Origin of the sequence: Bacillus sp. TSO22, assembly GCF_020223595.1 — a bacterium.
GTDB classification, from domain to species: domain Bacteria; phylum Bacillota; class Bacilli; order Bacillales; family Bacillaceae; genus Bacillus; species Bacillus inaquosorum.
In genome coordinates this window covers 511,984-535,467 of record NZ_JAHAWO010000009.1, presented here as the reverse complement: position 1 = coordinate 535,467, position 23,484 = coordinate 511,984, and the positions used below count along the sequence as shown (strand labels likewise).

At 43.2% G+C, this 23,484-nt stretch carries 28 protein-coding genes; 26 read left to right on the top strand and 2 right to left on the bottom strand.

The window, feature by feature from the left end:
* Positions 1-18: 18 nt before the first annotated feature.
* From KHQ79_RS11225 to KHQ79_RS11175, 11 genes are all read left to right on the top strand, one after another.
* Positions 19-258 carry a YkuJ family protein gene (locus tag KHQ79_RS11225; protein ID WP_003218671.1) on the top strand — a complete coding sequence of 80 codons (240 nt, stop codon included), beginning with the start codon at positions 19-21 and terminating at the stop codon, positions 256-258.
* 110 nt (positions 259-368) lie between these two features.
* Positions 369-887, top strand: a complete 519-nt coding sequence (locus KHQ79_RS11220; protein ID WP_003218672.1) for a ribonuclease H-like YkuK family protein — start codon at positions 369-371, stop codon at positions 885-887.
* A gap of 133 nt (positions 888-1,020) precedes the next feature.
* Positions 1,021-1,218 carry an AbrB antirepressor AbbA gene (gene abbA / locus KHQ79_RS11215; RefSeq protein WP_010886502.1) on the top strand — a complete coding sequence of 66 codons (198 nt, stop codon included), beginning with the start codon at positions 1,021-1,023 and terminating at the stop codon, positions 1,216-1,218.
* Between the two features lie 138 nt (positions 1,219-1,356).
* Positions 1,357-1,800 (top strand): cyclic-di-AMP-binding protein CbpB, encoded by a 444-nt coding sequence (gene cbpB / locus KHQ79_RS11210; protein ID WP_003238922.1) that lies wholly within the window; start codon positions 1,357-1,359, stop codon positions 1,798-1,800.
* Between the two features lie 146 nt (positions 1,801-1,946).
* A complete protein-coding gene (ccpC, locus tag KHQ79_RS11205; RefSeq protein WP_003238920.1) occupies positions 1,947-2,828 on the top strand; it encodes a transcriptional regulator CcpC in 882 nt (293 codons plus the stop codon).
* A 110-nt stretch (positions 2,829-2,938) separates the two neighbouring features.
* Positions 2,939-3,415 carry a flavodoxin gene (locus KHQ79_RS11200; RefSeq protein WP_119913783.1) on the top strand — a complete coding sequence of 159 codons (477 nt, stop codon included), beginning with the start codon at positions 2,939-2,941 and terminating at the stop codon, positions 3,413-3,415.
* Positions 3,405-4,298: a WD40/YVTN/BNR-like repeat-containing protein gene (locus KHQ79_RS11195; RefSeq protein ID WP_225515164.1), complete on the top strand. Its 894-nt coding sequence runs from the start codon at positions 3,405-3,407 to the stop codon at positions 4,296-4,298. The genes KHQ79_RS11200 and KHQ79_RS11195 overlap by 11 nt, the downstream gene beginning before the upstream one ends.
* Positions 4,299-4,313: 15 nt before the next feature.
* Positions 4,314-4,769 (top strand): flavodoxin, encoded by a 456-nt coding sequence (locus tag KHQ79_RS11190; RefSeq protein ID WP_003238914.1) that lies wholly within the window; start codon positions 4,314-4,316, stop codon positions 4,767-4,769.
* A 104-nt stretch (positions 4,770-4,873) separates the two neighbouring features.
* A complete protein-coding gene (dapD, locus tag KHQ79_RS11185; RefSeq protein WP_003238912.1) occupies positions 4,874-5,584 on the top strand; it encodes a 2,3,4,5-tetrahydropyridine-2,6-dicarboxylate N-acetyltransferase in 711 nt (236 codons plus the stop codon).
* A gap of 69 nt (positions 5,585-5,653) precedes the next feature.
* On the top strand, positions 5,654-6,778 hold the full coding sequence (locus KHQ79_RS11180) for an N-acetyldiaminopimelate deacetylase (protein WP_225515162.1): 1,125 nt from the start codon (positions 5,654-5,656) through the stop codon (positions 6,776-6,778).
* Between the two features lie 60 nt (positions 6,779-6,838).
* Positions 6,839-7,084, top strand: a complete 246-nt coding sequence (locus KHQ79_RS11175) for a YkuS family protein (RefSeq protein WP_003238909.1) — start codon at positions 6,839-6,841, stop codon at positions 7,082-7,084.
* Positions 7,085-7,121: 37 nt separating this feature from the next.
* Here KHQ79_RS11175 and mscT read toward each other — a convergent pair whose 3' ends face one another.
* Positions 7,122-7,925: a small-conductance mechanosensitive channel protein MscT gene (gene mscT, locus KHQ79_RS11170; RefSeq protein WP_003238907.1), complete on the bottom strand. Its 804-nt coding sequence runs from the start codon at positions 7,923-7,925 to the stop codon at positions 7,122-7,124.
* Between the two features lie 243 nt (positions 7,926-8,168).
* On the opposite strand from mscT, the gene ahpA reads away from it, so the two are divergent.
* The 3 genes from ahpA to rok all read left to right on the top strand — a co-directional run bounded on the left by ahpA (position 8,169) and on the right by rok (position 10,274).
* Positions 8,169-8,711: a biofilm-specific peroxidase AhpA gene (ahpA, locus tag KHQ79_RS11165; protein WP_003238905.1), complete on the top strand. Its 543-nt coding sequence runs from the start codon at positions 8,169-8,171 to the stop codon at positions 8,709-8,711.
* Positions 8,712-8,780: 69 nt separating this feature from the next.
* Positions 8,781-9,239, top strand: a complete 459-nt coding sequence (locus KHQ79_RS11160; protein WP_003238903.1) for a TlpA disulfide reductase family protein — start codon at positions 8,781-8,783, stop codon at positions 9,237-9,239.
* Positions 9,240-9,689: 450 nt separating this feature from the next.
* Positions 9,690-10,274 (top strand): transcriptional regulator Rok, encoded by a 585-nt coding sequence (rok, locus tag KHQ79_RS11155; RefSeq protein ID WP_003238902.1) that lies wholly within the window; start codon positions 9,690-9,692, stop codon positions 10,272-10,274.
* A 41-nt stretch (positions 10,275-10,315) separates the two neighbouring features.
* On the opposite strand, the gene KHQ79_RS11150 is transcribed toward rok, so the two are convergent.
* Entirely contained in the window at positions 10,316-11,281 is a 966-nt protein-coding gene (locus KHQ79_RS11150; RefSeq protein ID WP_225515160.1) for a coiled-coil domain-containing protein, read from the bottom strand.
* A gap of 135 nt (positions 11,282-11,416) precedes the next feature.
* On the opposite strand from KHQ79_RS11150, the gene KHQ79_RS11145 reads away from it, so the two are divergent.
* The 12 genes from KHQ79_RS11145 (at position 11,417) to skiZ (ending at position 23,211) form a co-directional block, all read left to right on the top strand.
* Entirely contained in the window at positions 11,417-12,016 is a 600-nt protein-coding gene (locus KHQ79_RS11145; protein ID WP_119913785.1) for a molybdenum cofactor guanylyltransferase, read from the top strand.
* Positions 12,017-12,066: 50 nt separating this feature from the next.
* Positions 12,067-13,086 carry a molybdopterin-synthase adenylyltransferase MoeB gene (locus KHQ79_RS11140; RefSeq protein WP_225515159.1) on the top strand — a complete coding sequence of 340 codons (1,020 nt, stop codon included), beginning with the start codon at positions 12,067-12,069 and terminating at the stop codon, positions 13,084-13,086.
* A 17-nt stretch (positions 13,087-13,103) separates the two neighbouring features.
* Entirely contained in the window at positions 13,104-14,396 is a 1,293-nt protein-coding gene (locus tag KHQ79_RS11135; protein WP_225515157.1) for a molybdopterin molybdotransferase MoeA, read from the top strand.
* Positions 14,357-14,878: a molybdopterin-guanine dinucleotide biosynthesis protein B gene (gene mobB / locus KHQ79_RS11130; RefSeq protein WP_225515155.1), complete on the top strand. Its 522-nt coding sequence runs from the start codon at positions 14,357-14,359 to the stop codon at positions 14,876-14,878. The genes KHQ79_RS11135 and mobB overlap by 40 nt, the downstream gene beginning before the upstream one ends.
* Positions 14,878-15,351: a molybdenum cofactor biosynthesis protein MoaE gene (locus tag KHQ79_RS11125; RefSeq protein WP_003238892.1), complete on the top strand. Its 474-nt coding sequence runs from the start codon at positions 14,878-14,880 to the stop codon at positions 15,349-15,351. Before mobB ends, KHQ79_RS11125 begins: the two co-directional genes overlap by 1 nt.
* The gene (moaD, locus tag KHQ79_RS11120) at positions 15,344-15,577 is read left to right on the top strand and encodes a molybdopterin converting factor subunit 1 (protein ID WP_003238889.1); all 234 of its coding nucleotides are present in this window, start codon (positions 15,344-15,346) and stop codon (positions 15,575-15,577) included. Before KHQ79_RS11125 ends, moaD begins: the two co-directional genes overlap by 8 nt.
* Positions 15,578-15,799: 222 nt before the next feature.
* The gene (locus KHQ79_RS11115; RefSeq protein ID WP_225515153.1) at positions 15,800-17,557 is read left to right on the top strand and encodes an ABC transporter ATP-binding protein; all 1,758 of its coding nucleotides are present in this window, start codon (positions 15,800-15,802) and stop codon (positions 17,555-17,557) included.
* A 10-nt stretch (positions 17,558-17,567) separates the two neighbouring features.
* Entirely contained in the window at positions 17,568-19,382 is a 1,815-nt protein-coding gene (locus KHQ79_RS11110; RefSeq protein WP_225515151.1) for an ABC transporter ATP-binding protein, read from the top strand.
* Between the two features lie 112 nt (positions 19,383-19,494).
* Entirely contained in the window at positions 19,495-20,190 is a 696-nt protein-coding gene (gene yknW, locus KHQ79_RS11105) for a YknW family membrane protein (RefSeq protein ID WP_119913792.1), read from the top strand.
* Positions 20,191-20,194: 4 nt separating this feature from the next.
* A complete protein-coding gene (locus KHQ79_RS11100; RefSeq protein WP_225515149.1) occupies positions 20,195-21,328 on the top strand; it encodes an efflux RND transporter periplasmic adaptor subunit in 1,134 nt (377 codons plus the stop codon).
* On the top strand, positions 21,329-22,021 hold the full coding sequence (gene yknY / locus KHQ79_RS11095; protein WP_187953228.1) for an ABC transporter ATP-binding protein YknY: 693 nt from the start codon (positions 21,329-21,331) through the stop codon (positions 22,019-22,021).
* A complete protein-coding gene (gene skiZ / locus KHQ79_RS11090; protein WP_060398534.1) occupies positions 22,018-23,211 on the top strand; it encodes a sporulation-delaying-protein transporter subunit SkiZ in 1,194 nt (397 codons plus the stop codon). Before yknY ends, skiZ begins: the two co-directional genes overlap by 4 nt.
* Positions 23,212-23,484 lie beyond the last annotated feature (273 nt).

The following is a 23,484-nucleotide window of genomic DNA, read 5'->3' as shown; positions in this document are numbered from 1 at the left end:
AAGGAGTCTTTTTTTAGAATGTCACAATTAATGGGTATCATCACACGGCTGCAAAGTCTGCAAGAAACAGCGGAAGCGGCTAACGAGCCAATGCAGCGTTATTTCGAAGTAAATGGTGAGAAAATATGCAGTGTTAAATATTTCGAAAAAAATCAAACGTTTGAGCTGACGGTTTTCCAAAAAGGTGAAAAACCTAACACATATCCGTTTGATAATATCGACATGGTTTCCATCGAAATCTTTGAACTTCTTCAGTAAGATTCCTGATATAGGGCGAACAAGCTTCCGCTTTTGCAAAAAGTAATCGCAATAAACGATAAGGAACATACTTGTTTCATGGTTGTAAATCCTTGAAAAGGAGTGTCGTCATGGCTGATTCTTTTCTGTTTTATAATCTTTCAGAAGCACAGATGACCTTTCAAGATGTGATGGAACGGCTTAAAGCCTTTGTTCGAAAGGACCCCCGTTCTTCCTATGTGTTATCGATCGGAACCGATTCACAGGTCTACCGCGATTACACAAAGTTTATTACCGCATTGCATTTGCATCGTACAGGCAAGGGAGCTTGGGGCTGTTTGAAAAATCATACAGTCGACAGACCCATACATAGCCTTCGGGAGAAGATTTCGTTAGAAACGGCGTACAGCCAAGAAACGGCCGCTCATATTCTTGATGGGCACTTAATGGATATTACCGATCTGCTCCTGCCCTTTACCGGTGAGGGGGCGGATCTTACCTTTGAGGTTCATTTGGATATTGGGAAAAAAGGGCTTACAAAAGAACTGATCCAAGAAATGACAGGACGTATCACTTCCATGGGGATTGAGGCGAAAATAAAGCCGGATTCATACACTGCCTTCAGCTATGCAAATCGTTTCACAAAATAATTCTGGCTGAAAAGCCAAGGGAAATGTCGAATTATGCGGTTGACGTTTGTTTTCTGATTACTTATTCTAGCGGTAGAGCTGAAAGTAAGTTGTCTTGCTTTCAGAGGTATTCAGTATAAAACAGGGGGCCTGATTGCGAATGAGTCTTATCGGTGAACGATTTACAGAAGAAGAACAAAAACTTCTGCTGAATATCCTGATCAACCATGAATATGCCATCGAGCTTTTAAGCAGTGAAATCAACGATATAGAGACAGGAACCAAAAACGTTGACGGAACCACCTACAAAAAACTTGTAACGCTATACGACCGATTTCGATTTGAAAATTAATGGAGCACCCTATAATTGATACTCGCCCAAAGAGTATCTTTTTTATTGAAAGGAAACTTTTCGACAAATACTGATAAAGTTTATATTATTGTAATATAGGGAATGTATTGTTGATGAAAATGAAAAGGGGTCGAAAACATGATAAGCTTACAATCAGACCAGCTTCTTGAGGCAACAGTCGGACAATTTATGATTGAGGCGGACAAAGTAGCGCACGTTCAAGTCGGCAATAACCTTGAGCACGCATTATTAGTGCTGACAAAAACCGGATACACAGCCATTCCAGTTCTTGATGCTTCCTATCGTTTACATGGTTTAATCGGTACAAATATGATCATGAACAGCATTTTCGGGCTTGAGCGAATTGAATTTGAAAAGCTTGACCAGATTACTGTCGAGGAAGTCATGGTCACCGATATTCCGCGTCTTCATATAAATGATCCAATTATGAAGGGGTTCGGCATGGTCATTAATAACGGATTTGTCTGTGTTGAAAATGATGAGCAGGTGTTTGAAGGAATTTTTACGAGAAGAGTGGTTTTGAAGGAATTGAATAAGCACATACGCTCATTAAACAAGTAGGCTTTACGGCCTATTTTTATTATATTGGCAGAGTAACAAAGAAAGCGCATACATAATTTAAACCAGAATAGGGCTTGAATCAGAAACAAAGATTTTATTAGAATGGGAGATAAGAAAAACTTATTGATCATAAAAAGGAGGACGACATGCAGCTTCAAGAGCTTCATATGCTCGTAGTTTTAGCTGAGGAGTTAAATATGAGAAAGGCGGCGGAACGGCTTTTTGTATCTCAGCCGGCTTTATCTCAGCGCTTACAAACAATTGAAAAGGCGTGGGGCACAAAAATCTTTTTAAGATCCCAAAAAGGATTAACGGTAACGCCGGCCGGTGAGAAAATCATTCAGTTTGCGAATGATGTGACGTTAGAGCAGGAAAGAATAAGAGAAAATATTGATGAGCTTGAAGGTGAAATTCACGGCACATTGAAGCTTGCCGTCGCCTCCATAATCGGCCAGCATTGGCTCCCTAAAGTCCTGAAGACGTATGTGGAAAAGTATCCGAATGCAAAGGTCTCGCTCATTACCGGCTGGAGCAGCGAAATGCTGAAAAGCTTATATGAGGATCAGGTTCATATCGGCATTATAAGAGGCAACCCTGAGTGGAAGGGCCGTAAAGATTACTTAATGACAGATCACCTTTATTTAGTGGACACTGAAATTTCCTGCATCGAAGACATTGCCCATACAGAACGGCCGTTTATCCAATTTAAAAGCGACAGCACTTATTTTCAGGAAATTCAGCACTGGTGGCATCAAAAATTTAAAACGTCTCCAAAACAGACAATATTGGTTGATCAGATTGAAACGTGCAAACAGATGGCGTTGCACGGAATTGGTTATGCCATTTTGCCGTCTGTTACCCTGCAAAACGAAGATAAAGTCAACAAAATGCCTCTGTTAGACACGAAGGAGCAACCAATCGGACGGGATACATGGCTATTAGGCTATGAACCTGCCTTTGAGCTGAAGCAAGTTCAAGCTTTTGTACAAGTGATAAAGGATATGCTGGATCAGGAAAATCCATTTTAAAGACAGCGATATGCTGTCTTTTTTTATTTATATATTGACAATGAAAATCATTATCATTTAAAGTGATACATATGATATTGAAAATCATTATCAATTGATGAGGTGATAACATGGCTAAAGCCTTGATTACATATGCAAGCATGTCAGGAAATACAGAAGACATTGTTGCAATTATAAAAGAAACGCTTCAGGAATATGAGTTGGATATCGATTGTGTCGAGATAGATGATGCGGATGTGTCTGTTCTGACATCCTATGATTATGTGCTGATTGGCACGTATACATGGGGCGACGGCGACCTGCCTTACGAAGCGGAGGATTTTTTTGAAGAGGTCAAACAGCTTCAGCTTAATGGCTTAAAAACAGCCTGCTTCGGATCTGGTGATTATTCATATCCGAAGTTTTGTGAAGCGGTCAATTTGTTCAGTGACATGCTGCAAGAGGCGGGAGCTGCTGTTTACCAGGAAACATTAAAAATCGAACTGGCGCCTGAGACAGATGAAGATGTAGAAAGCTGCCGAGCGTTTGCGAGAGGTTTTCTTGCATGGGCAGATTATATGAACAAGGAAAAAAGCCATGTTTCATAAAGGAGCGACTGCTGTCACGGCGTCGGCATTTTCTGGTTATTTTGTGGCGGTACAAAGAGAAGGCATTTTTCATTATTCCTTGGAGCAGGGCTGGAGAAAGCTTTTTCGTTTGAAAAGCAAAATTCATTGCATCAGTTACATAGGGCCGTACTTATTTGGCGTCGGTGAAAAGGGAACGGTCATTCGCTCGTCTGACGAAGGGAAAACCTGGACGATGTCTAGCTTTCCGACAAATGCAACAGTGTGGGCGATTACCGGGCGAAACGACGGGTTTGTCTGCGCCCACGGCAAGCATTGCATTTATGTATCGGATGATTTTGGGGTTTCGTGGCGTGTAGCCAAGCCTTTTGCGGATTTTGATAACCCGCCTGTTATCCGTTCGTTATGCGTGCACGGCGGCAGTCTTTTCATCGGCACACAAATACACGAATATTTTGGAGGCATTTGGGCTTACGACTTTAAACGTAACACTGTCCAAATCGTTAAGAAAGAAGAAAGCCGGATGACGGCATCCATGCTCGTGTTCAATGAAAATTGGCTGGTGGCGGCGATGGGTTCTGTGAAAGGAAAGCACGGTGCTGTCACTGTTAGGAATATTTTGACTGACGAAGAATTCACCATACAATCCAGCATGATCAGAAAAGAAGAATCATTTCTTGATATTTCAGAGGATGATGGAATCATATATGTTACCACCACGCAAGATGAAAATGGTTATTCGAGAATTTACCAGGCTGATCTCGAAGCCAGGGCGTTAAAATGGTTCGATACCATTAAAGGGCATGGGTGGAGAGTGGCCAATCAGAAAGAGAATTTCTTTTGTGCAGGCTTGTATGAATGTAAATTTGTCCAACCGTACGAAGTTTCAGCAATGATTCATTAGAGGAGGAAAATAGAATTGGGGAAGATATTGCTCGTTTATGCAACAATGTCAGGCAACACTGAAGCAATGGCTGATTTGATTGAAAAGGGGCTTCAGGAGGCGGAAGCGGAAGCAGACCGTTTCGAAGCGATGGATATTGATGATGCACAGCTGTTTAACGACTATGATCATATCATTATGGGAACCTATACGTGGGGTGACGGAGATCTGCCTGATGAATTTTTAGACCTTGCTGAAGACATGGATGAGATTGATTTCTCCGGCAAAACATGCGCTGTATTCGGTTCCGGTGATACAGCATATGAATTTTTCTGCGGAGCGGTTGATACGCTTGAAGCAAAAATAAAAGAACGCGGAGGCGAAATTGTTCTGCCTTCGGTAAAAATCGAAAATAATCCAGAAGGTGAAGAAGAGGAAGAATTAATGGAGTTCGGGAGACAATTCGCAAAGAAAAGCGGATGCGCTGTCTGATCACCCAATGGGAACTGCTAAAGCGGCTGTTCCTTTTTTTCTTGTCTTTGTATCTTTCCTTTGATACAGTAATGAGGTAGAAAATCAGGAGGAGGACTTTACATATGAAAATGATGGACGCAAATGAAATTATTTCATTTATTCAAAATAGTACAAAATCTACACCTGTAAAGGTTTACGTGAAAGGTGAGCTGGAAGGAATCAATTTCGGCGAATCTGCGAAAGCTTTTATCAACGGAAACACTGGTGTCGTTTTCGGTGAATGGAGCGAAATCCAAACAGCAATTGAAGAAAATCAAAGCAAAATCGAAGACTATGTGGTTGAAAATGACCGCCGCAATTCTGCGATTCCAACGCTTGATCTTAAAAATATCAAAGCGCGTATCGAGCCGGGCGCGATCATCCGCGACCAAGTTGAAATCGGTGATAACGCAGTCATCATGATGGGTGCTTCTATCAATATCGGCTCAGTCATCGGCGAAGGTACAATGATTGATATGAACGTTGTACTGGGCGGACGAGCTACTGTTGGTAAAAACTGCCATATCGGCGCGGGTTCTGTACTTGCGGGCGTTATTGAGCCGCCATCCGCTAAACCGGTTGTCATTGAAGACGACGTTGTGATCGGCGCAAATGCCGTTGTGCTTGAAGGCGTAACAGTAGGTAAAGGAGCCGTTGTTGCTGCGGGAGCGATCGTAGTAAACGATGTTGAGCCATACACTGTTGTTGCAGGAACACCTGCTAAAAAAATCAAAGACATTGATGAGAAAACAAAAGGCAAAACTGAAATCAAGCAGGAATTACGCCAGCTGTAAGGAATGATTTGATAAAAAGGGCGTGGATAATATATCCACGCCTTATTCGTATAGGCAGGAGGAATGAAAATGAAGAAAGAGGAGCTCATCGCAATCCGCAGAGATCTGCACCGTATACCGGAGCTTGGATTTCAGGAGTTCAAAACCCAACAGTATTTATTAAATGTCTTGGAACAGTACCCGCAAGACAGAATTGAAATTGAGAAATGGCGAACAGGGCTTTTTGTAAAGGTGAACGGGACTGCGCCGGAAAAAATGCTGGCGTACAGAGCGGATATCGACGCACTTTCTATTGAAGAGCAGACCGGTCTTCCATTCGCATCAGAGCATCACGGAAACATGCACGCCTGCGGACACGATTTGCATATGACGATTGCACTCGGCATTATTGACCATTTTGTTCACCACCCGGTCAAACATGATTTGCTTTTTCTGTTCCAGCCCGCAGAGGAAGGGCCTGGCGGTGCAGAACCAATGCTCGAGAGCGATGTATTAAAAAAGTGGCAGCCTGATTTCATCACTGCGCTGCATATTGCTCCAGAGCTGCCTGTAGGCACCATCTCGACAAAAAGCGGTCTCCTTTTTGCGAATACATCAGAGCTTGTCATCGATCTGGAAGGAAAAGGGGGACATGCAGCCTATCCGCATTTGGCTGAGGACATGGTTGTAGCAGCAAGCACACTTGTCACCCAGCTGCAAACGATCATCTCTAGAAACACAGATCCGCTGGACAGTGCCGTCATTACAGTTGGTACCATTACCGGCGGTTCAGCGCAAAATATCATCGCGCAAACAGCTCACCTGGAAGGCACGATCCGTACGCTTTCTGAAGAATCGATGAAGCAGGTAAAGGAACGGATTGAAGATTTGGTAAAAGGAATCGAAATTGGGTTCCGCTGCAAAGGAAAAGTGACATATCCGTCTGTGTATCACCAAGTTTACAATACGAGCGGACTGACAGAAGAATTTATGTCTTTCGTTGCTGAACATCAACTGGCAACAGTAATTGAAGCAAAAGAAGCAATGACTGGAGAGGATTTTGGCTACATGCTGAAAAAATATCCTGGCTTCATGTTCTGGCTCGGCGCTAATTCTGAACACGGGCTTCATCACGCAAAGCTGAATCCTGATGAAAATGCGATAGAAACAGCGGTTAACGTCATGACAGGTTATTTTTCTGTTTATGCCAATTAAGTACAAATGAAAGAATAAAATTCCATAAAATGAGCACTCTAGTAAACGGAGGTGTTCAATATGGCTAAAAAAATAGGAATTGAACAATCGTTATCAGATGTAGAAGCTGCATTAAAAGAAAAAGGATATGACGTTGTAATGATGAAAAGCCCTGCCGATGCAAAAGGCTGTGACTGCTGTGTCGTAACAGGTCTTGATAATAATGTGCAAGGGATAGCCGATACGGTAACACAAGCACCTGTCATTACAGCTTCCGGGATGACTGCTGAAGAAATTTGCAGCGAAGTTGAAAGCAGAATTCAGTAAAATAAAAACCGAAGCAAAGAGCTTCGGTTCTTTTTATTTATTCTGTTTCTTTAGGAAAAGCGCGGTCAAGCGCGTTTTTTATTTCTTTTCTCAGCACTCGCTCGACCCGCCACTGTTCCATATTTTCTGTTTTGGCAATGATTCTGATCACAATTTCAGAAGTTCCCAGTTCTTGAATTCCGATGACATTGGGGCCTTCTTTTATTTGCGGGAGAGCGGCTGCCGTTTCATCACATACTTGCTGTAAAATGTGGATCATTTCATCAATGTTTCTTTCAGTCGGCACTTTAATATCAACCAGAGCCTGCATTGTTCCCCGAGAATGATTGCTCACGTTTGTAATGTTTCTGTTTGGGATGTAATGCAGTGTTCCGTCAAAGCTGCGGACTTGAGTTGTTCTTAAGCCAACCTGCTCGACAATTCCGTTAAAGGTGGAAACGGTAATATAATCTCCGACATCCAATTGTTTTTCAAGCAGAATAAAAAAACCTGTCACGATGTCGCTGACAAGCCCTTGGGCGCCAAATCCGACAGCCAGTCCGACAATTCCTGCTCCTGCTAAAAGGGCGCTTGGATCGTAATGAAACAGATCCAGAACCATGACGAAGAATATAAAAATCAGTATGTAAGCAAATATGTTAAGAGTCAGGCTTCGGAGCGTATGTGCACGTCCGATAGACAAGCTGTTCTGCTCCTCGAATTTTGCAAACAGATGTTTAATGATTTTCATGCCTAATGATCGGACGATAAAATAGAGCAATATCATAATGACGAGTTTAATGAGCAGAACACCTGCATTTGTAATCAGTCCCGCCCAATCGTATTGTTTAATAAAATCCATGTTGGTGCTCCTTTTCTGAATTGATTGCTGCACGTTGAGATTTGTTACCCTATACATGAACATGTTAAACGTTTTATTTGAAAATGTCGAAGCCAAAGACATGCAAGATTTGTTAAAAATTGACTCGGGAAATCTCCTCCTATATAATGGGCATTGTGATGTTGTTAACGTAATATGGATAAAAATCCTTTATTTTCATGTGAATCCGGCTTTTAAGCCAAACTATAAATTGGAGGGATACATATGGCGGAACGTATGGTAGGTAAACAAGCTCCTCGTTTTGAAATGGAAGCAGTCCTTGCAAGTAAAGAATTTGGCAAAGTAAGTCTTGAGGAAAACATGAAAAAAGACAAATGGACAGTGCTGTTCTTCTATCCAATGGATTTCACTTTTGTTTGTCCGACAGAAATTACAGCAATGTCTGACCGCTATGACGAATTCGAAGATCTTGATGCAGAAGTAATCGGGGTTTCTACTGATACAATCCATACTCATTTGGCGTGGATTAATACAGACCGAAAAGAAAACGGCCTTGGCCAGCTGAAATATCCGCTTGCTGCTGATACAAACCACGAGGTATCCCGTGAATATGGCGTATTAATCGAAGAAGAAGGTGTGGCCTTGCGGGGATTGTTTATTATCAATCCTGAAGGCGAGCTCCAATATCAAACGGTTTTCCATAATAACATTGGCCGTGATGTTGATGAAACGCTTCGTGTTCTTCAAGCGCTGCAAACTGGCGGACTCTGCCCGGCCAACTGGAAACCAGGCCAAAAAACACTTTAATTCTTTCTAAGAACGAAAAAGGGTCTAACATATTCGTTAGGCCTTTCTGTTTAATAGGAGGGAAAAGCAATGAAATTACGTCAGCCAATGCCTGAATTAACAGGGGAAAAAGCTTGGTTCAATGGTGAAGTAACGAGAGAGCAATTGATCGGGGAAAAGCCGACGCTTATTCATTTCTGGTCCATCAGCTGTCATCTGTGCAAAGAAGTGATGCCGCAAGTGAATGATTTTCGTGATAAATATCAAGATAAACTGAACGTTGTAGCTGTGCATATGCCTCGTTCCGAAGATGACCTTGATCTCGAAAAAATTAAAGATGTAGCTGCTGAACACGACATTACTCAGCCGATTTTTGTCGACAGTGATCATGCTTTAACCGATGCATTTGAAAATGAATATGTGCCTGCATACTATGTGTTTGATCAAACAGGACAGCTCCGTCACTTCCAAGCCGGAGGGAGCGGCATGAAAATGCTTGAAAAACGTGTGAATCGCGTTCTAGCTGAAACAGAACAGGCATCTGAATAGTTCTTCATAAAAACCTGATCTCTTCAGGTTTTTTTATTTGTGCAAGAAAGTAATCGGAGAAGTGTAAGAAGCTTATTTTTCCAAATTTGGGCATAAGAAATGGTGATTTGTTTGATTGATACGCTAAAAAAACTGCTAATTTTTTATGTTTTTCCTCAATTTTAGATAAATTTCATATCCCATAACTCGAAAATTGTAGATATTACACTAAATTTCATTAAAGAAGTAAGTAAAATATATATTTTCAACATTATACCAATTGAATTTGAAAGACCCTCGATCCCTTGTGAATAAAGGACTCTTTTGAAAAATAAAACATTTTCAGAAAATAAGGAATTTTTCATAGAGTAAATATAATAGTAAAATGCTAAAATAATAGTTGATAAAATTACTTTTGTAATCTAATATCTTAATTAAAGATGTTAATTTTGATAGGGGGTACATTGAGGAATGTTTAATGAAAGAGAAGCTTTGCGCTTACGATTAGAACAATTAAATGAAGCTGAAGTGAAAGTCATTCGTGAATATCAAATCGAACGTGATAAAATATACGCAAAATTAAGAGAGCTGGACAGAAATGGAAGCCCTTCCGAAGTCAAAAAGGATTTCCGTTCTGAACGAAAAACTGACTCTCTGCCGGTTCTTGCTGAGCTTGCGGCTCAGGAAATCAGAAGCTATCAGCCGCAATCACAACAGCAGTCTGTACAGCCTCAGCTTCAATCTATTTCCTCTCTTCCTGCCGGTATACCTGACGGAACAACACGAAGAAGAAGAGGAACGGCAAGACCGGGATCGAAAGCAGCTAAGCTGCGTGAAGCTGCCATTAAAACATTAAAACGCCACAACGCGGCGATTAAGAGCTCCGAGCTTCAAAAAGAGATTGAAAAAGAAAGCGGTCTTGAAATCCCTAATATGACAACGTTTATGCAAAGCTTAATTAAAATGTACCCGGAAGTGAAAAAACCGTATCGCGGCCAGTACATTTTAGAAGGTGAAATCGAATCAGCTGAATCTGCAGAATCAGCAAATGAATAAACATACAGAAAAACTGCTTGGCGTAGTGCTCAAGCAGTTTTTTATTGAGTTTTTTTCTGTGAAGGTTTGTTTTCTTTTTCAAGATTGAGCTTATATACCCACTTTTGATAAGGTTTTTCCTCAGCGGCTCTGTTTTTCAGCTCTTCGATTGTATGAGTCATGGACTGGTCTGATGATTGGGCGCGAACGAGCTGTTTTTGAAGTGCATGTATCTGTTTGGTGACATCTTCAAGTATGGTTTCTACATGATTTGGCTGCGCGTAGACCGCTGGAGCTTCTTCTTCCGTTTTTTCTGTTTGTTTCGTGCCGCCATCAATATCGGCAAAATGAGAAGCAATCCAGGCATCACTTTCATCAAGCTGCCGTTTATACGATATAATAGTTTCGTGAAATAATTTTTCTTTCGTTTTTTCTATTTCGAGCAGCCTTTCTTTCGTTTCTATGATTCGGTCTTTCATATGATCAACTTCTATTTTGATATGTTTTAGCTGATATTCTTTTTCTACCATTTGCTCTTTTAGACGGCCGTTTTCGGCTTTTATCATTTCGGTTTGCTGTTTTGCTTGAAGCAGTGCGTTCTGTTTCTGCTCAATAGAGGCCTGAAGATGGCTGATCCGTTGATGCAGATGTTTATTTTCTTCTTCAATTTTAATTTTAGCGATATGAAGTTTATGTTTTTCTTGGATTTCGGCTTTGCGTTTGTAGGTTTCAGCAGAAAGTAGCTCCTGCAAAGCAACGATTTTATCAAGCAGTTCAGCTCTTATTTGGTGCAGGGTATGGCTGGTATGGGAGGCGTGTTGTTCTTTCGTTGACATTTGTGTTAATTCGGCAGACAGCTGCTGAAGTTTTTCTTTCATATCGTTATTTTCTTTGAGCAGTTTGTTATTTTTCTGATGGAAGTAGCTTGCTTCAAGTTCGGCAATCAGCTTATGGCACCTTGAAAGCTCTGATTTTAAGTAAAGGTTCTCCTGAGACACGTCGTGGAAAAAAGGACCTGATCTTTTCATTCGAACCATCTCCCTCATGATGTTAACACTACAATATGCAAATACTGAACAGCTATTCCTCTTTAATAAACAGACAAGCAGTGGCGTCGGGGCTTTGCTTTTGCTATGCTTTTAACGAACTAGAGGTGAGATGACATGGAGCATATAAACGTACTGCTGGCAGGGGGAGCCTCACGGCGCTTCGGAGAACCGAAGGCGTTTGTGAAATGGAGGGGCAGGATGTTTTACGAATGGGCCAAAAGGGCGCTTGGAGAACATACGGTTATCATCAGCCGTCCTGAGTTTATTGATAGATTTCAAGAAAACGGTGAAAATGAAGTGTATCAAGATGCTGAGCCTTTTCAAGGCATGGGGCCATTGGCTGGTATATATACCGCTTTTAAAAAGACAAACGGTGATCTTTATACCGTTCTTTCCTGTGACACGCCGCTGATACAAAGAAGGACGATGCTGGAGCTCGAGCGTTTGATGACTGCCGGTACAGACGCGGTTGTCCCGATTTCAGACGGACGGGAGCAGCCATTGATTGCAATGTACCATAAAAGAATCATGCCCATTCTATATGATCAGCTTTCTGAGAAGAGATTAAGAATTTCAGATTTGTTAGATCGAATTTCGGTTTGTTACGTACACGCTGAAGAAATTGGGGCAAATCCGGCTGAGTTTATCAACATTAATACACGTGAGGATTTTAACTGTTTGGAAGAAAAAACGGATTCCTTCAGGTGGGACTGATGGGGCAAAAACATGTTAAGATGACATAAAAGATAAGGAGAACAGGTTTGATGGAGGAGCGTTATTCACGGCAAATCAGATTTAAACAAATAGGGGAAAAGGGCCAGAAAAGACTGGGAGACAGCCATGTCCTGGTTGTCGGAGCGGGGGCGCTTGGCACTGCAGGAGCTGAAGGGCTTGCGAGAGCGGGAGTCGGCACCATTACCATTATTGACCGTGACTATGTGGAGTGGAGCAATCTGCAGAGGCAGCAGCTTTATACAGAAAGCGATGCCAAGCTCCGCATGCCGAAAGCCATGGCTGCCAAGGAGCATCTATCAGTGATTAACAGCGGAATACATATTGAGGCCCATGTTGCCGAAGGAACGGCCGAAACGCTTGAGCCGCTGATTGAAAAAGCAGATGTCGTGATCGACGCGACAGATAATTTTGAAACCCGCATGCTGATAAACGATCTTGCCCAGAAAACAAAGACACCGTGGGTCTATGGCGCTTGTGTAAGCAGCCAAGGGATGTTCATGACGATTATTCCGGGAGAAACCCCTTGTCTGTCTTGTTTGTTTGAGCAAATTCCTGTCGGCGGGGCGACGTGTGATACGGCTGGCATCATTCCGCCAGCTGTGCATATCGTGTCTGCCTATCAGCAGGCTGAGGCATTAAAGCTGTTAACAGGCCAAACAGACGCGGTACAGCGAGGTTTTGTGACATTCGATGTCTGGAACAACTCGCATATGAAGATTAACGTTAATCATGTACGCCGTGAGGATTGCCCGTCTTGCGGAACACATGCGGTTTATCCTTATCTCCAAGACTGGAACACACCAAAAGCCGCTGTACTGTGCGGCCGTGATACAGTTCAGATAAGGTCGGAGTCATTAAAAAGAATTCCGAAACAGGAGCTCATCAAGCGGCTGAAAACAATTGGCAAGGTCGAGGCCAATGCGTTTTTGCTGCATATTTTTTACGAGGATTTCAGAATTGTCATATTCAATGACGGACGTGCACTGGTGCATGGAACAAATGATGTGAAAGAAGCCAATTCCGTGTTGGCAAGAGTAATTGGATTGTAACAACAGGAGGGGTCAGAATGCTGGAGAAAAGAACACCGATACCGGTAGACGAGGCAGTTCGGCGTGTCTGCCATTTTCAAAAACAAGGGGAAACAGAATGGGTGGCGCTTGAAGACAGCCTTCATCGATTTTTAGCTGAAGACGTAACAGCAGATCACCACGTACCCGCATTTGACCGTTCACCATACGACGGTTTTGCCGTCAGAGCGTGCGATACGGCTGAAGCTTCACGTGAGAACCCGGTTAGGTTTGAAGTCATTGACCATATCGGAGCGGGGGCTGTATCTGAAAAAGAACTTGGCCCGTTTGAGGCCGTGCGGATTATGACTGGCGCGCAAATCCCTGAAGGGGCTGATGCTGTCGTCATGATTGAGCTGACTCAACCCTTTGAGGAGAATGGGAAGGCGTTTATGTCTTTAAAACGCCGTTTTCAGCCAGGGGATAATATTTCAAAAACAGGTGAAGACGCTCAAAAAGGGAGTGTTTTATTGAGAAAGGGTACCCGAGTGACACCAGGAGTGACTGCGCTTTTGGCAACGTTCGGATACGCATCTGTGCCTGTCGTGAGAAAGCCTGTTGTCGGGATTATCGCAACCGGTACCGAATTGCTGAATGTCAGTGATCCGCTGGAGCCGGGGAAAATCCGCAACAGCAATGCCAGTATGGTGTATGCGCAAGTAATAGAAGCAGGCGCATCACCGCTTTATTTAGGGAAAATTTCTGATGATCTGGATAAAAGCTTTGCCGCGGTCAAAGAAGCGATGAAAAAGGTTGATTTTCTGATTACAACTGGCGGTGTGTCGGTTGGTGATTTTGACTTTTTGCCTGCGATCTATGAAAAACTCGGAGCGGACGTGCTCTTTAATAAAGTTGCCATGCGACCGGGCAGCGTGACGACGGTGGCGCATGCAAACGATATGCTGCTGTTTGGCCTGTCGGGTAATCCGTCGGCATGCTATGTCGGCTTTGAACTGTTTGTCAAACCGATGATCCAGACATGGCTTCTCAATGAAAAACCTCATTCGATTTGTGCGGAAGCTGTTTTGACTAAGGATTTTCCAAAGCCGAACCCCTTTACCCGATTTGTTCGTGCTTTCGTATATCATCAGGAAGGAAAGCTGTTGGCGGAACCCGTCGGATTAGATAAGTCCAGCTCCGTCACGTCACTTGCAGAAGCAAATGCGTTTATTATCCTGCCGGGCGGCACGAGAGGATATGAATCAGGCAGAACGGTTCAAGTGCTGCTCATCAGAGAAGAGAATGGAAGTGAATGGCCTTGGTCCGTCCTTTCCCGATCGTCCAAGTTGTAGGATTTCAAAACAGCGGGAAAACAACGTTTATCGAGCGCATCCTTGAAAAAGCCTTTGAACAGGGGCTCAATTTAGGCTGCCTGAAGCACCACGGTCACGGCGGTGAACCGCAAACGTTCACTGAAGGAAAAGACACTGACCGTTATCGAGCGGCAGGTGCTGATGTGACAGCAGTAGAAGGTGCTGGTGTGTTACAGCTGACCGCTCGCCGCAATTGGGATTTGCCGCGGCTGATTGAGTTATATCGGTTTCTAGAAACAGACTGCCTTCTGATTGAAGGCTTTAAAAAAGCCCCTTATCCTAAAGTGGTTATACTAAGCAAAGAGGAAGATCTAGAAGCGCTGCAGGCAGTAAATACAATCGCCATCATCTATAGAAAAAAAGAGCATATGATAGAGCATCAGGGATTACCCGTTTTTCATGCGGATGATCCGGTTGCCGTGGATTTTGTGCTTTCACAGCTGAAGGGGGAATCTGCATAATGGAACGGTTTGAGATCACGAAAACACCCATTATTACTGAAGACATTATCAAAAAAGTGGAGAAACGGGAAGCAGGGGCAATTACGACATTTATTGGCACGGTTCGGGAATGGACAAACGGAAAAAGAACGGTTCGGCTGGAATATGAGGCATATGAACCGATGGCCGTACAAATGCTGGCTCAAATCGGCGCTGAAATCGAAGAAAAATGGGAAGGTGCTTCAGCTGCGATCACGCACCGTATAGGTGTGCTGGATATCGGTGAAGCAGCGGTAGTGATCGCTGTATCATCTCCCCATCGAAAAGCTGCTTATGAAGCCAATGAGTATGCGATCGAACGAATTAAACAGATTGTGCCGATTTGGAAAAAAGAAATTTGGGAAGACGGTGAGCAATGGATCGGCGATCAGCTTGAAACAACAGCTTATCCGAACGGAAAACCAGATCTAAGCGGGGGAGAGCAGCATGATTAAAATTCTTTTATTTGCAGGGCTTGCTGAACAGGCTGGCAAACAAGCATTGGAAATAGATATGGAACAAGCAACTACAGACGAAATAAAAGCGAATCTAAAAGAACAATACGGCCTTGCATCCATTGATACAGCTATGATTGCTGTTAACGAAAGCTATGTAAAGGAAAATACTTCTGTATCTTCAGGTGACACGGTAGCCATCATTCCGCCGGTCAGCGGAGGATGAAAACCGGACGGCACTCAGCCGTCCGGTTTTTTTGTGCTTCATTCGCATATCCCCAAGTACTCCCAGCATACAATGATTTTCTGTAAGCGTTTATTTTACATAAGGGACTCCCTATAAAGTAAGAGACTCACTCCAACATTAGACTGAATTTTTGAAAAACAATAGAAATTTATTTCGGGTATCGATATAGTAAAGAAGATATAAACGAGAAAGGTGCTGGATATGGAGACATTTAAAAGATTAAAAATGTTTTATTGGCCGTACAGAAAGGTGTTTATGTGGTCGCTTCTCGCCATGCTTTTGATGACTGCGATTACTGTCGTTTATCCGATTATCCTGCAAATTACGATTGATGAAATCGTGCTGGGGAGACAGTATCAGCTTGCAGCATGGGTCAGTTTAGGATTTATTGCGGTAATGGCCCTGAAAGGAACCGCCACTTTTTTTCACCAATATTTAGGTGATATGTTCGGGATCAAATCCGTTTATCGGCTGAGAAATGGCCTCTATGAAAAACTGCAGCGGCTTTCTTTTTCTTATTATGATAACGCGAAAACAGGTGATTTGATGTCCAGGCTGACAGCTGATGTTGAAGGGCTTCGTTTTTTCTTATCATACGGTCTCGCTGAGCTCATTCGATTCGTCCTGTTGGTCGCCATCAGCCTGTCGGTCATGTTTTACTATTCTGTTCCACTTACGCTTGTAACAATAGCTGTTCTGCCATTTCTCGCTGTTGCTGTATATCAGTTTGACAAAAGGGTCCATCCGGCCTTTAGAGGCATCCGCAAATCGTTTGCAACACTCAATACAAAAGTTCAGGAAAATATCAGCGGCATCAATACGGTGAAATCTCTTTCCAGAGAAGATTTTCAGATCAGCACTTTTAATAAGGCTAATGCGGAATACAGGGCACAGTATTTACAAACATCATCCATTTGGTCTGCGTATTTCCCTTTAATGGAGTTCATCGGTAATATTTGTATTGTAGCTCTCCTCTCATATGGCGGCTACTTGGTCATGCAAAATCAGCTTAATCCCGGCGAGCTTGTCGCTTTTTTCAGCCTCGTGAATTATATGATGTGGCCGATTATGAACTTAGGTTTTGTAATCAATATGTTCTCTCAAGCAAAAGCGTCAGGTGAACGCCTGCTGGAAATTCTGGAAAAAGAAGAAGACATCACAGACCATGCTCATGTTTCGCATAAACAAAAATTAACCGGCAATGTCCATTTCGAAAATGTTTCTCTTGCATACGGAAAAGAACAAACAAACGCGCTGCGCAATGTAAGCTTTGAGGCAAACAGCGGGAAGGTAATCGGCCTATTGGGCCCGACAGGTTCAGGCAAAAGCTCAGTTACACAGCTCCTCACCAGATTTTACAGCCCTGTTGGCGGAATGATTACCATTGATCACAAGCCCCTCACAGATTATTCATTAAAAACCCTTCGCTCCAATATCGGGGTCGTACTTCAAGAATCTTTTCTGTTTTCATCTACGATTCGAGCAAACATTTCGTACGGGAGGCCGGATGCCTCAATGGAAGACATCATCGAAGCCGCAAAAAGGGCGCAGGCTCACGACTTTATTATGGAGCTTCCTGACGGATATGACACCATGCTGGGAGAGAGGGGAATGGGGCTTTCCGGCGGACAGAAACAGCGTATTGCCATTGCGAGAGCCATTTGCTTGAACCCGAGCATTTTAATATTGGACGACGCCACAAGTGCAGTAGATATGCAAACGGAGCACAGCATACAGCTTGCCTTAAAAGAAGTCATGAAAAACCGCACAACCTTTATCATCGCTCACCGCATTTCTTCACTGAAACACGCCGATGAAATTCTCGTTTTTGATAAGGGGCGCATTTGTGAAAGGGGAACACATCAAGAGCTTCTTGAAAAAGGCGGCTATTATAAAAAGATTTACGATTTGCAATACCGTGATGTCAAATTGATCAATGAGCCGCATCAGGTCGGATAGGGAGGGCCATATGAAACAAGCAAAAAAACAGGGGATTTTGGAGCGTTTCTATTATTCTTCAGATGAAATCATTGAAAAGCCGTTTAACTGGGCTCAAATGTGGCGGCTGCTGAGCTATGTCAAACCATATCGAAAAACAATTTTGCCGCTTTCCTTTCTCACCGTATTGATTGGGACTGCTGTAAAGCTTGTGATTCCTATTCTGATCGGCGTTTATGTTCTCGATCAAGCCATTACAGCGAGAAACTCGGGGCTGCTGATCCAGCTCATTTTCATCATTAGCGGTTTATATGTCCTCAATTATGCCGCCAATGTGTTAAGAATCAGGTGGATGAATCAGCTTGGCCAGCATGTGATATACGATTTGCGGCAGCATTTATTTACCCATGTGCAGCGCTTATCCCACCGATTTTTTGATCAGCGGTCGGCCGGGTCGATCTTGGTCAGGGTTATGAATGATATTAACTCTCTTCAGGAGCTCTTTACAAGCGGAGTCATCAACTTATTGACGGACTTGCTGCTTTTGGCCGGCGTTATTATCATTTTGTTTACGCTGAGTCCTGAGCTGACTATCGCCATCATGGTGACACTGCCGATTATGTTTTTTATTTCAACAAGTCTAAGGAAAAAAATACGCCGCTCGTGGCAATCGGTGCGTCTAAAGCAATCGAAGCTAAACTCTCATTTGAATGAAAGCATTCAGGGCATCCGTGTCACACAGGCATTTACGCAGGAAGAAGAAAACATGGCGTATTTTGACGGCGTTAATCAGGAGAACTATCAATCTTGGCAGGAAGCAACAAGAAAAAATGCCATGTTCCGTCCTCTGGTAGAAATGACGAATGCGATTGGAACAGCTGTCTTAATTTGGTATGGCGCCACACTCATCATGAATGAAACCATCACGATTGGCGTCTTCGTTTCTTTTGCCTTCTATCTGGGCATGTTTTGGGAACCTATTTCGAGACTGGGCCAGGTCTACAACCAGCTGTTAATGGGGATGGCATCATCAGAGCGGATTTTTGAGTTTCTGGACGAACAGCCAAATGTCAAGGAGAAGCCGGATGCCATTCATAAGAAAACGATAAATGGAGAGATCAGCTTTGAAGAGGTTGAATTTTCCTATGATGAAAAACGAAAAGCCCTTCACGCTGTTTCCTTCTCTATCCCGGCGGGCTCGACGCTTGCGCTTGTCGGGCATACGGGAAGCGGGAAAACGACGATCGCCAACTTAATCAGCCGTTTTTATGATGCCACGGGAGGCGCGATTAAAATAGACGGTATTCCGATTCAGGATCTTTCTCTTGCCAGTTTGCGCTCTCAGATTAGCATTGTGCTGCAAGATACATTTATTTTCTCCGGGACCATCATGGAAAATATTCGTTTTGGACGGCCGGGTGCTTCAGAAGAAGAGGTGATGAAAGCTGCCCAAGCGGTCGGAGCGGATGAGTTTATATCTGGTTTAGCAGAAGGATACAAAACAGAGGTGGAGGAAAGGGGCAGCGTACTGTCTGCCGGACAGCGCCAGCTCATTTCCTTTGCAAGAGCATTGCTTGCCGATCCGGCTATTATCATCCTCGACGAAGCAACGGCAAGTATTGATACAGAGACGGAGGTGAAAATTCAGCAAGCTTTGAAAACGTTGCTGAAAGGGCGTACAGCAGTGATGATCGCCCACAGATTGTCCACGATCCGCGACGCCGACCGCATCATTGTTCTTGATCACGGCAGGAAAATGGAAGAAGGAAACCATGAGCAGCTGCTCGCTAAAGGAGGCATCTATGCCGGGCTTGTGAAAGCGCAATACAGTACAGCGATAGAATAAGAGCAAAAGCCTTCAGTTATACTGCAGGCTTTTCGAATTTTATTAGAAAAACATGAAACTTTTTGATACTTCTCCCGTATGATCTGTTAGATATTCTCAAGGAGGTTTTGAAATGGAAACAAATGTAGAAAAAAACAGCGGAATGGTGACTGAAAAGCCGTCACTTTTCGGAGTGATCACAAGCCCTGCCGTTCAGTTTGAAAGAATAAGAGAAAGGCCGGTTGTATGGGGGCCGCTTTTGATTGTTGCAGTGATTATCATCGTTGGCGCGGTGCTGCAATCGCTCGGTACGGATTATAGTGAACTTCTGAAAAGCGGGGACACTCAAGGGTTATCAGCTGAACAAATTGAAACAGTCGCAACCATAACCAAATTTGGAGGAATGGCAGGCGCTATTTTCGGCGGTATCGCAGCGTTATTTATTGCCCCTCTTATTTATTGGCTCTGTGTGAAAATATCAGGCGGGGTTACGTCATACAAAAAAATGCTTTCTCTCGGTCTATTTGTCTCTTTGATTAGCAGCCTAGGATTATTGATTAATGGAATCGTTGCTTTTACAACTGATGCGAGCTCTCTTTACAGTATGACGTCATTGGCAGGAATTATCCCGTCTGACGGAGCTCTCGCCAGTGTGTTGAACACCTTTGAGATATTCAGCATATGGAGCTATGTATTATTAGCAATCGGACTTCACAAAACAGGCGGCATCTCAAAAAAAGCAGGATGGATTTCAGTCATTGTTCTTTTCGGGATTTTGGTCGCATTTTCGTTCTTTTCAGGTTTAATCAATTCTGTGGCGGGTGCATAAACTCATGAAAAAAGTTTGGATCGGAATTGGAATCGCCGCTTTAGTCGCTCTTTTTGTTGGAATTAATATATACCGGTCTGCCGCTCCGACAAGCGGCAGCGCCGGCCAGAAGATACAGACGGGAAGCCTCGAAGAAAAAGAAATCTCGTCAACGGTTATGGTTCCTGGCACACTTAAATTTTCAAATGAACAGTATGTGTTCTATGAAGCGGATAAAGGGACATTAGAAGACATTAAAGTGAAGGAAGGCGATAAAGTTAAAAAGGACACGCCTTTAGTCACCTATACAAATGAGCAGCTGAGCTTGGAAAAAGAACAGAACCAGTTAACGGCTGAATCGAATCAGCTTCAAATTGACCAAATTCAAGAAAAGATAAAAGCGTTAGACAATAAAGAAAAAGAACTGGCAAAACAGGTTGGAAAGAAAGAAGCAGAAAAACAAATTGAATCTGAACGGACGGAGCTTCAAATGCAGGAAAAAACAGCTGAGATCGAATTAAAACAAACCGAGCTTCAGCGGCAGTCACTTGCCAGTCGGGTATCAGATCTTGAAGTGAAAAGCGAAATCGAAGGCACTGTTATTTCTGTCAACCAAGAAGCGGCATCCAAAAAATCAGATATTCAAGAGCCTGTCATACATATCGGCAACCCAAAAGACCTTGTCGTCTCAGGGAAATTGTCTGAATACGATACACTGAAAGTCAAAAAAGGCCAGAAGGTCACACTCACTTCAGATGTTATCCAGGATAAAACATGGAAAGGCACAGTTTCCGCTGTCGGACTTGTTCCGGATCAGCAGGAAAGCACTGCGGCACAAGGAACAGAACAAGCAGTCCAATACCCCCTTCAAGTGAAAATAAAAGGGAAGCTTCCAGAAGGAAAGCCAGGCTTTAAATTCATCATGAATATTGAAACAGATAAGCGGAAAGCAAATACGCTTCCTTCAAAGGCAGTTAAAAAAGAAGATGATCAATATTATGTGTATACAGTAAAAGACGGAAAAGCAAAACGAGTTGATGTCAAAATCGGTGAAGTAACAGATGATCTGACAGAAATTAAAGAAGGAATTTCTCAAGATGATCAAGTCATTTTGAATCCTTCTGATCAGGTGACCGATGGAACGGAAGTGAAAGCATAAATGATTCAGCTTTCTAATGTGCGAAAAAGCTATCAGATCGGCAGGGAAACGTTTGATGTTCTCCATTCTATTCATTTGGACATCCATCAAGGGGAATATGTCTCAATTATGGGGCCGTCAGGATCAGGGAAATCGACGATCATGAATATTATCGGCTGCCTTGACCGGCCGACTTCCGGTACGTATAAATTAGACGGCGAAGATATTTCTTCATATAAAGATAAAGAATTGGCGGCAGTCCGTAACCGGTCCATCGGTTTTGTATTTCAGCAATTTCAGCTTCTTCCGCGGCTGAATGCCAAAAAAAACGTCGAGCTGCCGATGATTTATTCCGGGATAGGCAAAAAAGAACGTCAAGAGCGGGCTGAGAGAGCGTTGGAAAAAGTCGGGTTAGCTGATCGAATGCTCCACATGCCCAATGAGCTGTCTGGCGGGCAGAAGCAGCGGGTGGCGATTGCGAGGGCGATCGTGAATGAGCCAAAATTGATTTTAGCTGATGAACCGACCGGCGCGCTTGATACGAAAACAAGCGCGGCGATTATGGATCAATTTACAGCATTAAATGCCGAGGGGACGACAATCGTTCTTGTTACTCACGAGCCGGAGGTTGCAGATTGTACGAATCGGATTGTCATGGTGCGTGACGGAAACATTGTTCCTGCCAGCTCCGGGCAAAGGAGCGTGGGAGAATGAGCCTGTTAGAGAACATCAGAATGGCTCTAAGCTCTGTTCTTGCCCATAAAATGCGTTCGATCTTAACGATGCTCGGTATTATCATTGGTGTAGGATCTGTCATTGTCGTCGTTGCGGTAGGGCAGGGCGGCGAGCAAATGCTGAAACAGTCGATCAGCGGTCCGGGAAATACCGTGGAGCTGTACTACATGCCAAGTGATGAGGAGCTTGCAAGCAATCCGAACGCCGCAATTGAATCTACGTTTACAGAAAACGATATTAAAGGTTTAAAAGAGATAGAGGGCATCAAACAAGTCGTTGCTTCCACTTCTGAGAGTATGACAGTGCGTTATCATGAGGAAGAAACGGATGTTACGATTAACGGAATAAACGATGGATACATGAATGTCAATTCTTTAAAAATAGAAAGCGGCAGATCCTTTACCGACAATGATTTTCTCGCGGGGAAAAGAGCCGGAGTCATCTCTCAAAAGATGGCAGAAGAGCTGTTTGATAAAACCTCCCCTCTCGGTGAAGTAGTCTGGGTCAACGGACAGCCTGTTGAAATTATCGGCGTGCTGAAAAAAGAAACAGGCTTGCTTTCTTTCGGTTTAAGTGAAATGTATGTGCCATTTAATATGATGAAATCCTCTTTTGGCACAAGTGATTTCAGTAACGTATCATTGCAAGTCGAATCAGCAGACAACATAAAATCAGCTGGAAAAGAAGCTGCACAGCTGGTAAATGACAATCATGGCACAGAGGATTCTTATCAAGTGATGAACATGGAAGAGATTGCTGCCGGAATTGGCAAAGTAACGGCGATTATGACGACAATTATCGGCTCAATTGCAGGCATCTCTCTTTTGGTCGGCGGAATCGGTGTTATGAATATTATGCTCGTATCAGTCACAGAACGGACGCGAGAAATCGGAATCAGAAAATCACTCGGTGCGACGAGGGGGCAGATTCTGACTCAGTTTTTAATTGAATCAGTCGTATTGACGCTTATCGGCGGACTGATTGGGATTGGAATCGGATACGGAGGGGCCGCGCTTGTTTCTGCCATTGCGGGCTGGCCGTCACTCATATCCTGGCAGGTTGTATGCGGGGGCGTGCTTTTCAGTATGCTCATTGGTGTTATTTTCGGCATGCTTCCTGCAAATAAAGCCGCAAAGCTTGATCCAATTGAAGCTCTGCGTTACGAGTAGCCTCATGCAACATGCATGAGGCTTTTTTATGTTTAGTGATTTCTACTACGAATATAAAAGACTTTTTTCATTAAAATAAGAAGAAAATGTCGTACAATTGTCCTTATTTTTGTCGAATTTACAGTTTACAAACCCTATAGACATGCGTTAATATGGAGAAACGTGAAAGATTTTGATAGTTATTGAATGAATTTGAATGATTTTAGTTGCCTAAACTGAAAATAGCGTTTACAATGAAATTGTATTCAAAATGAATACGTTTTCATTAGGAGG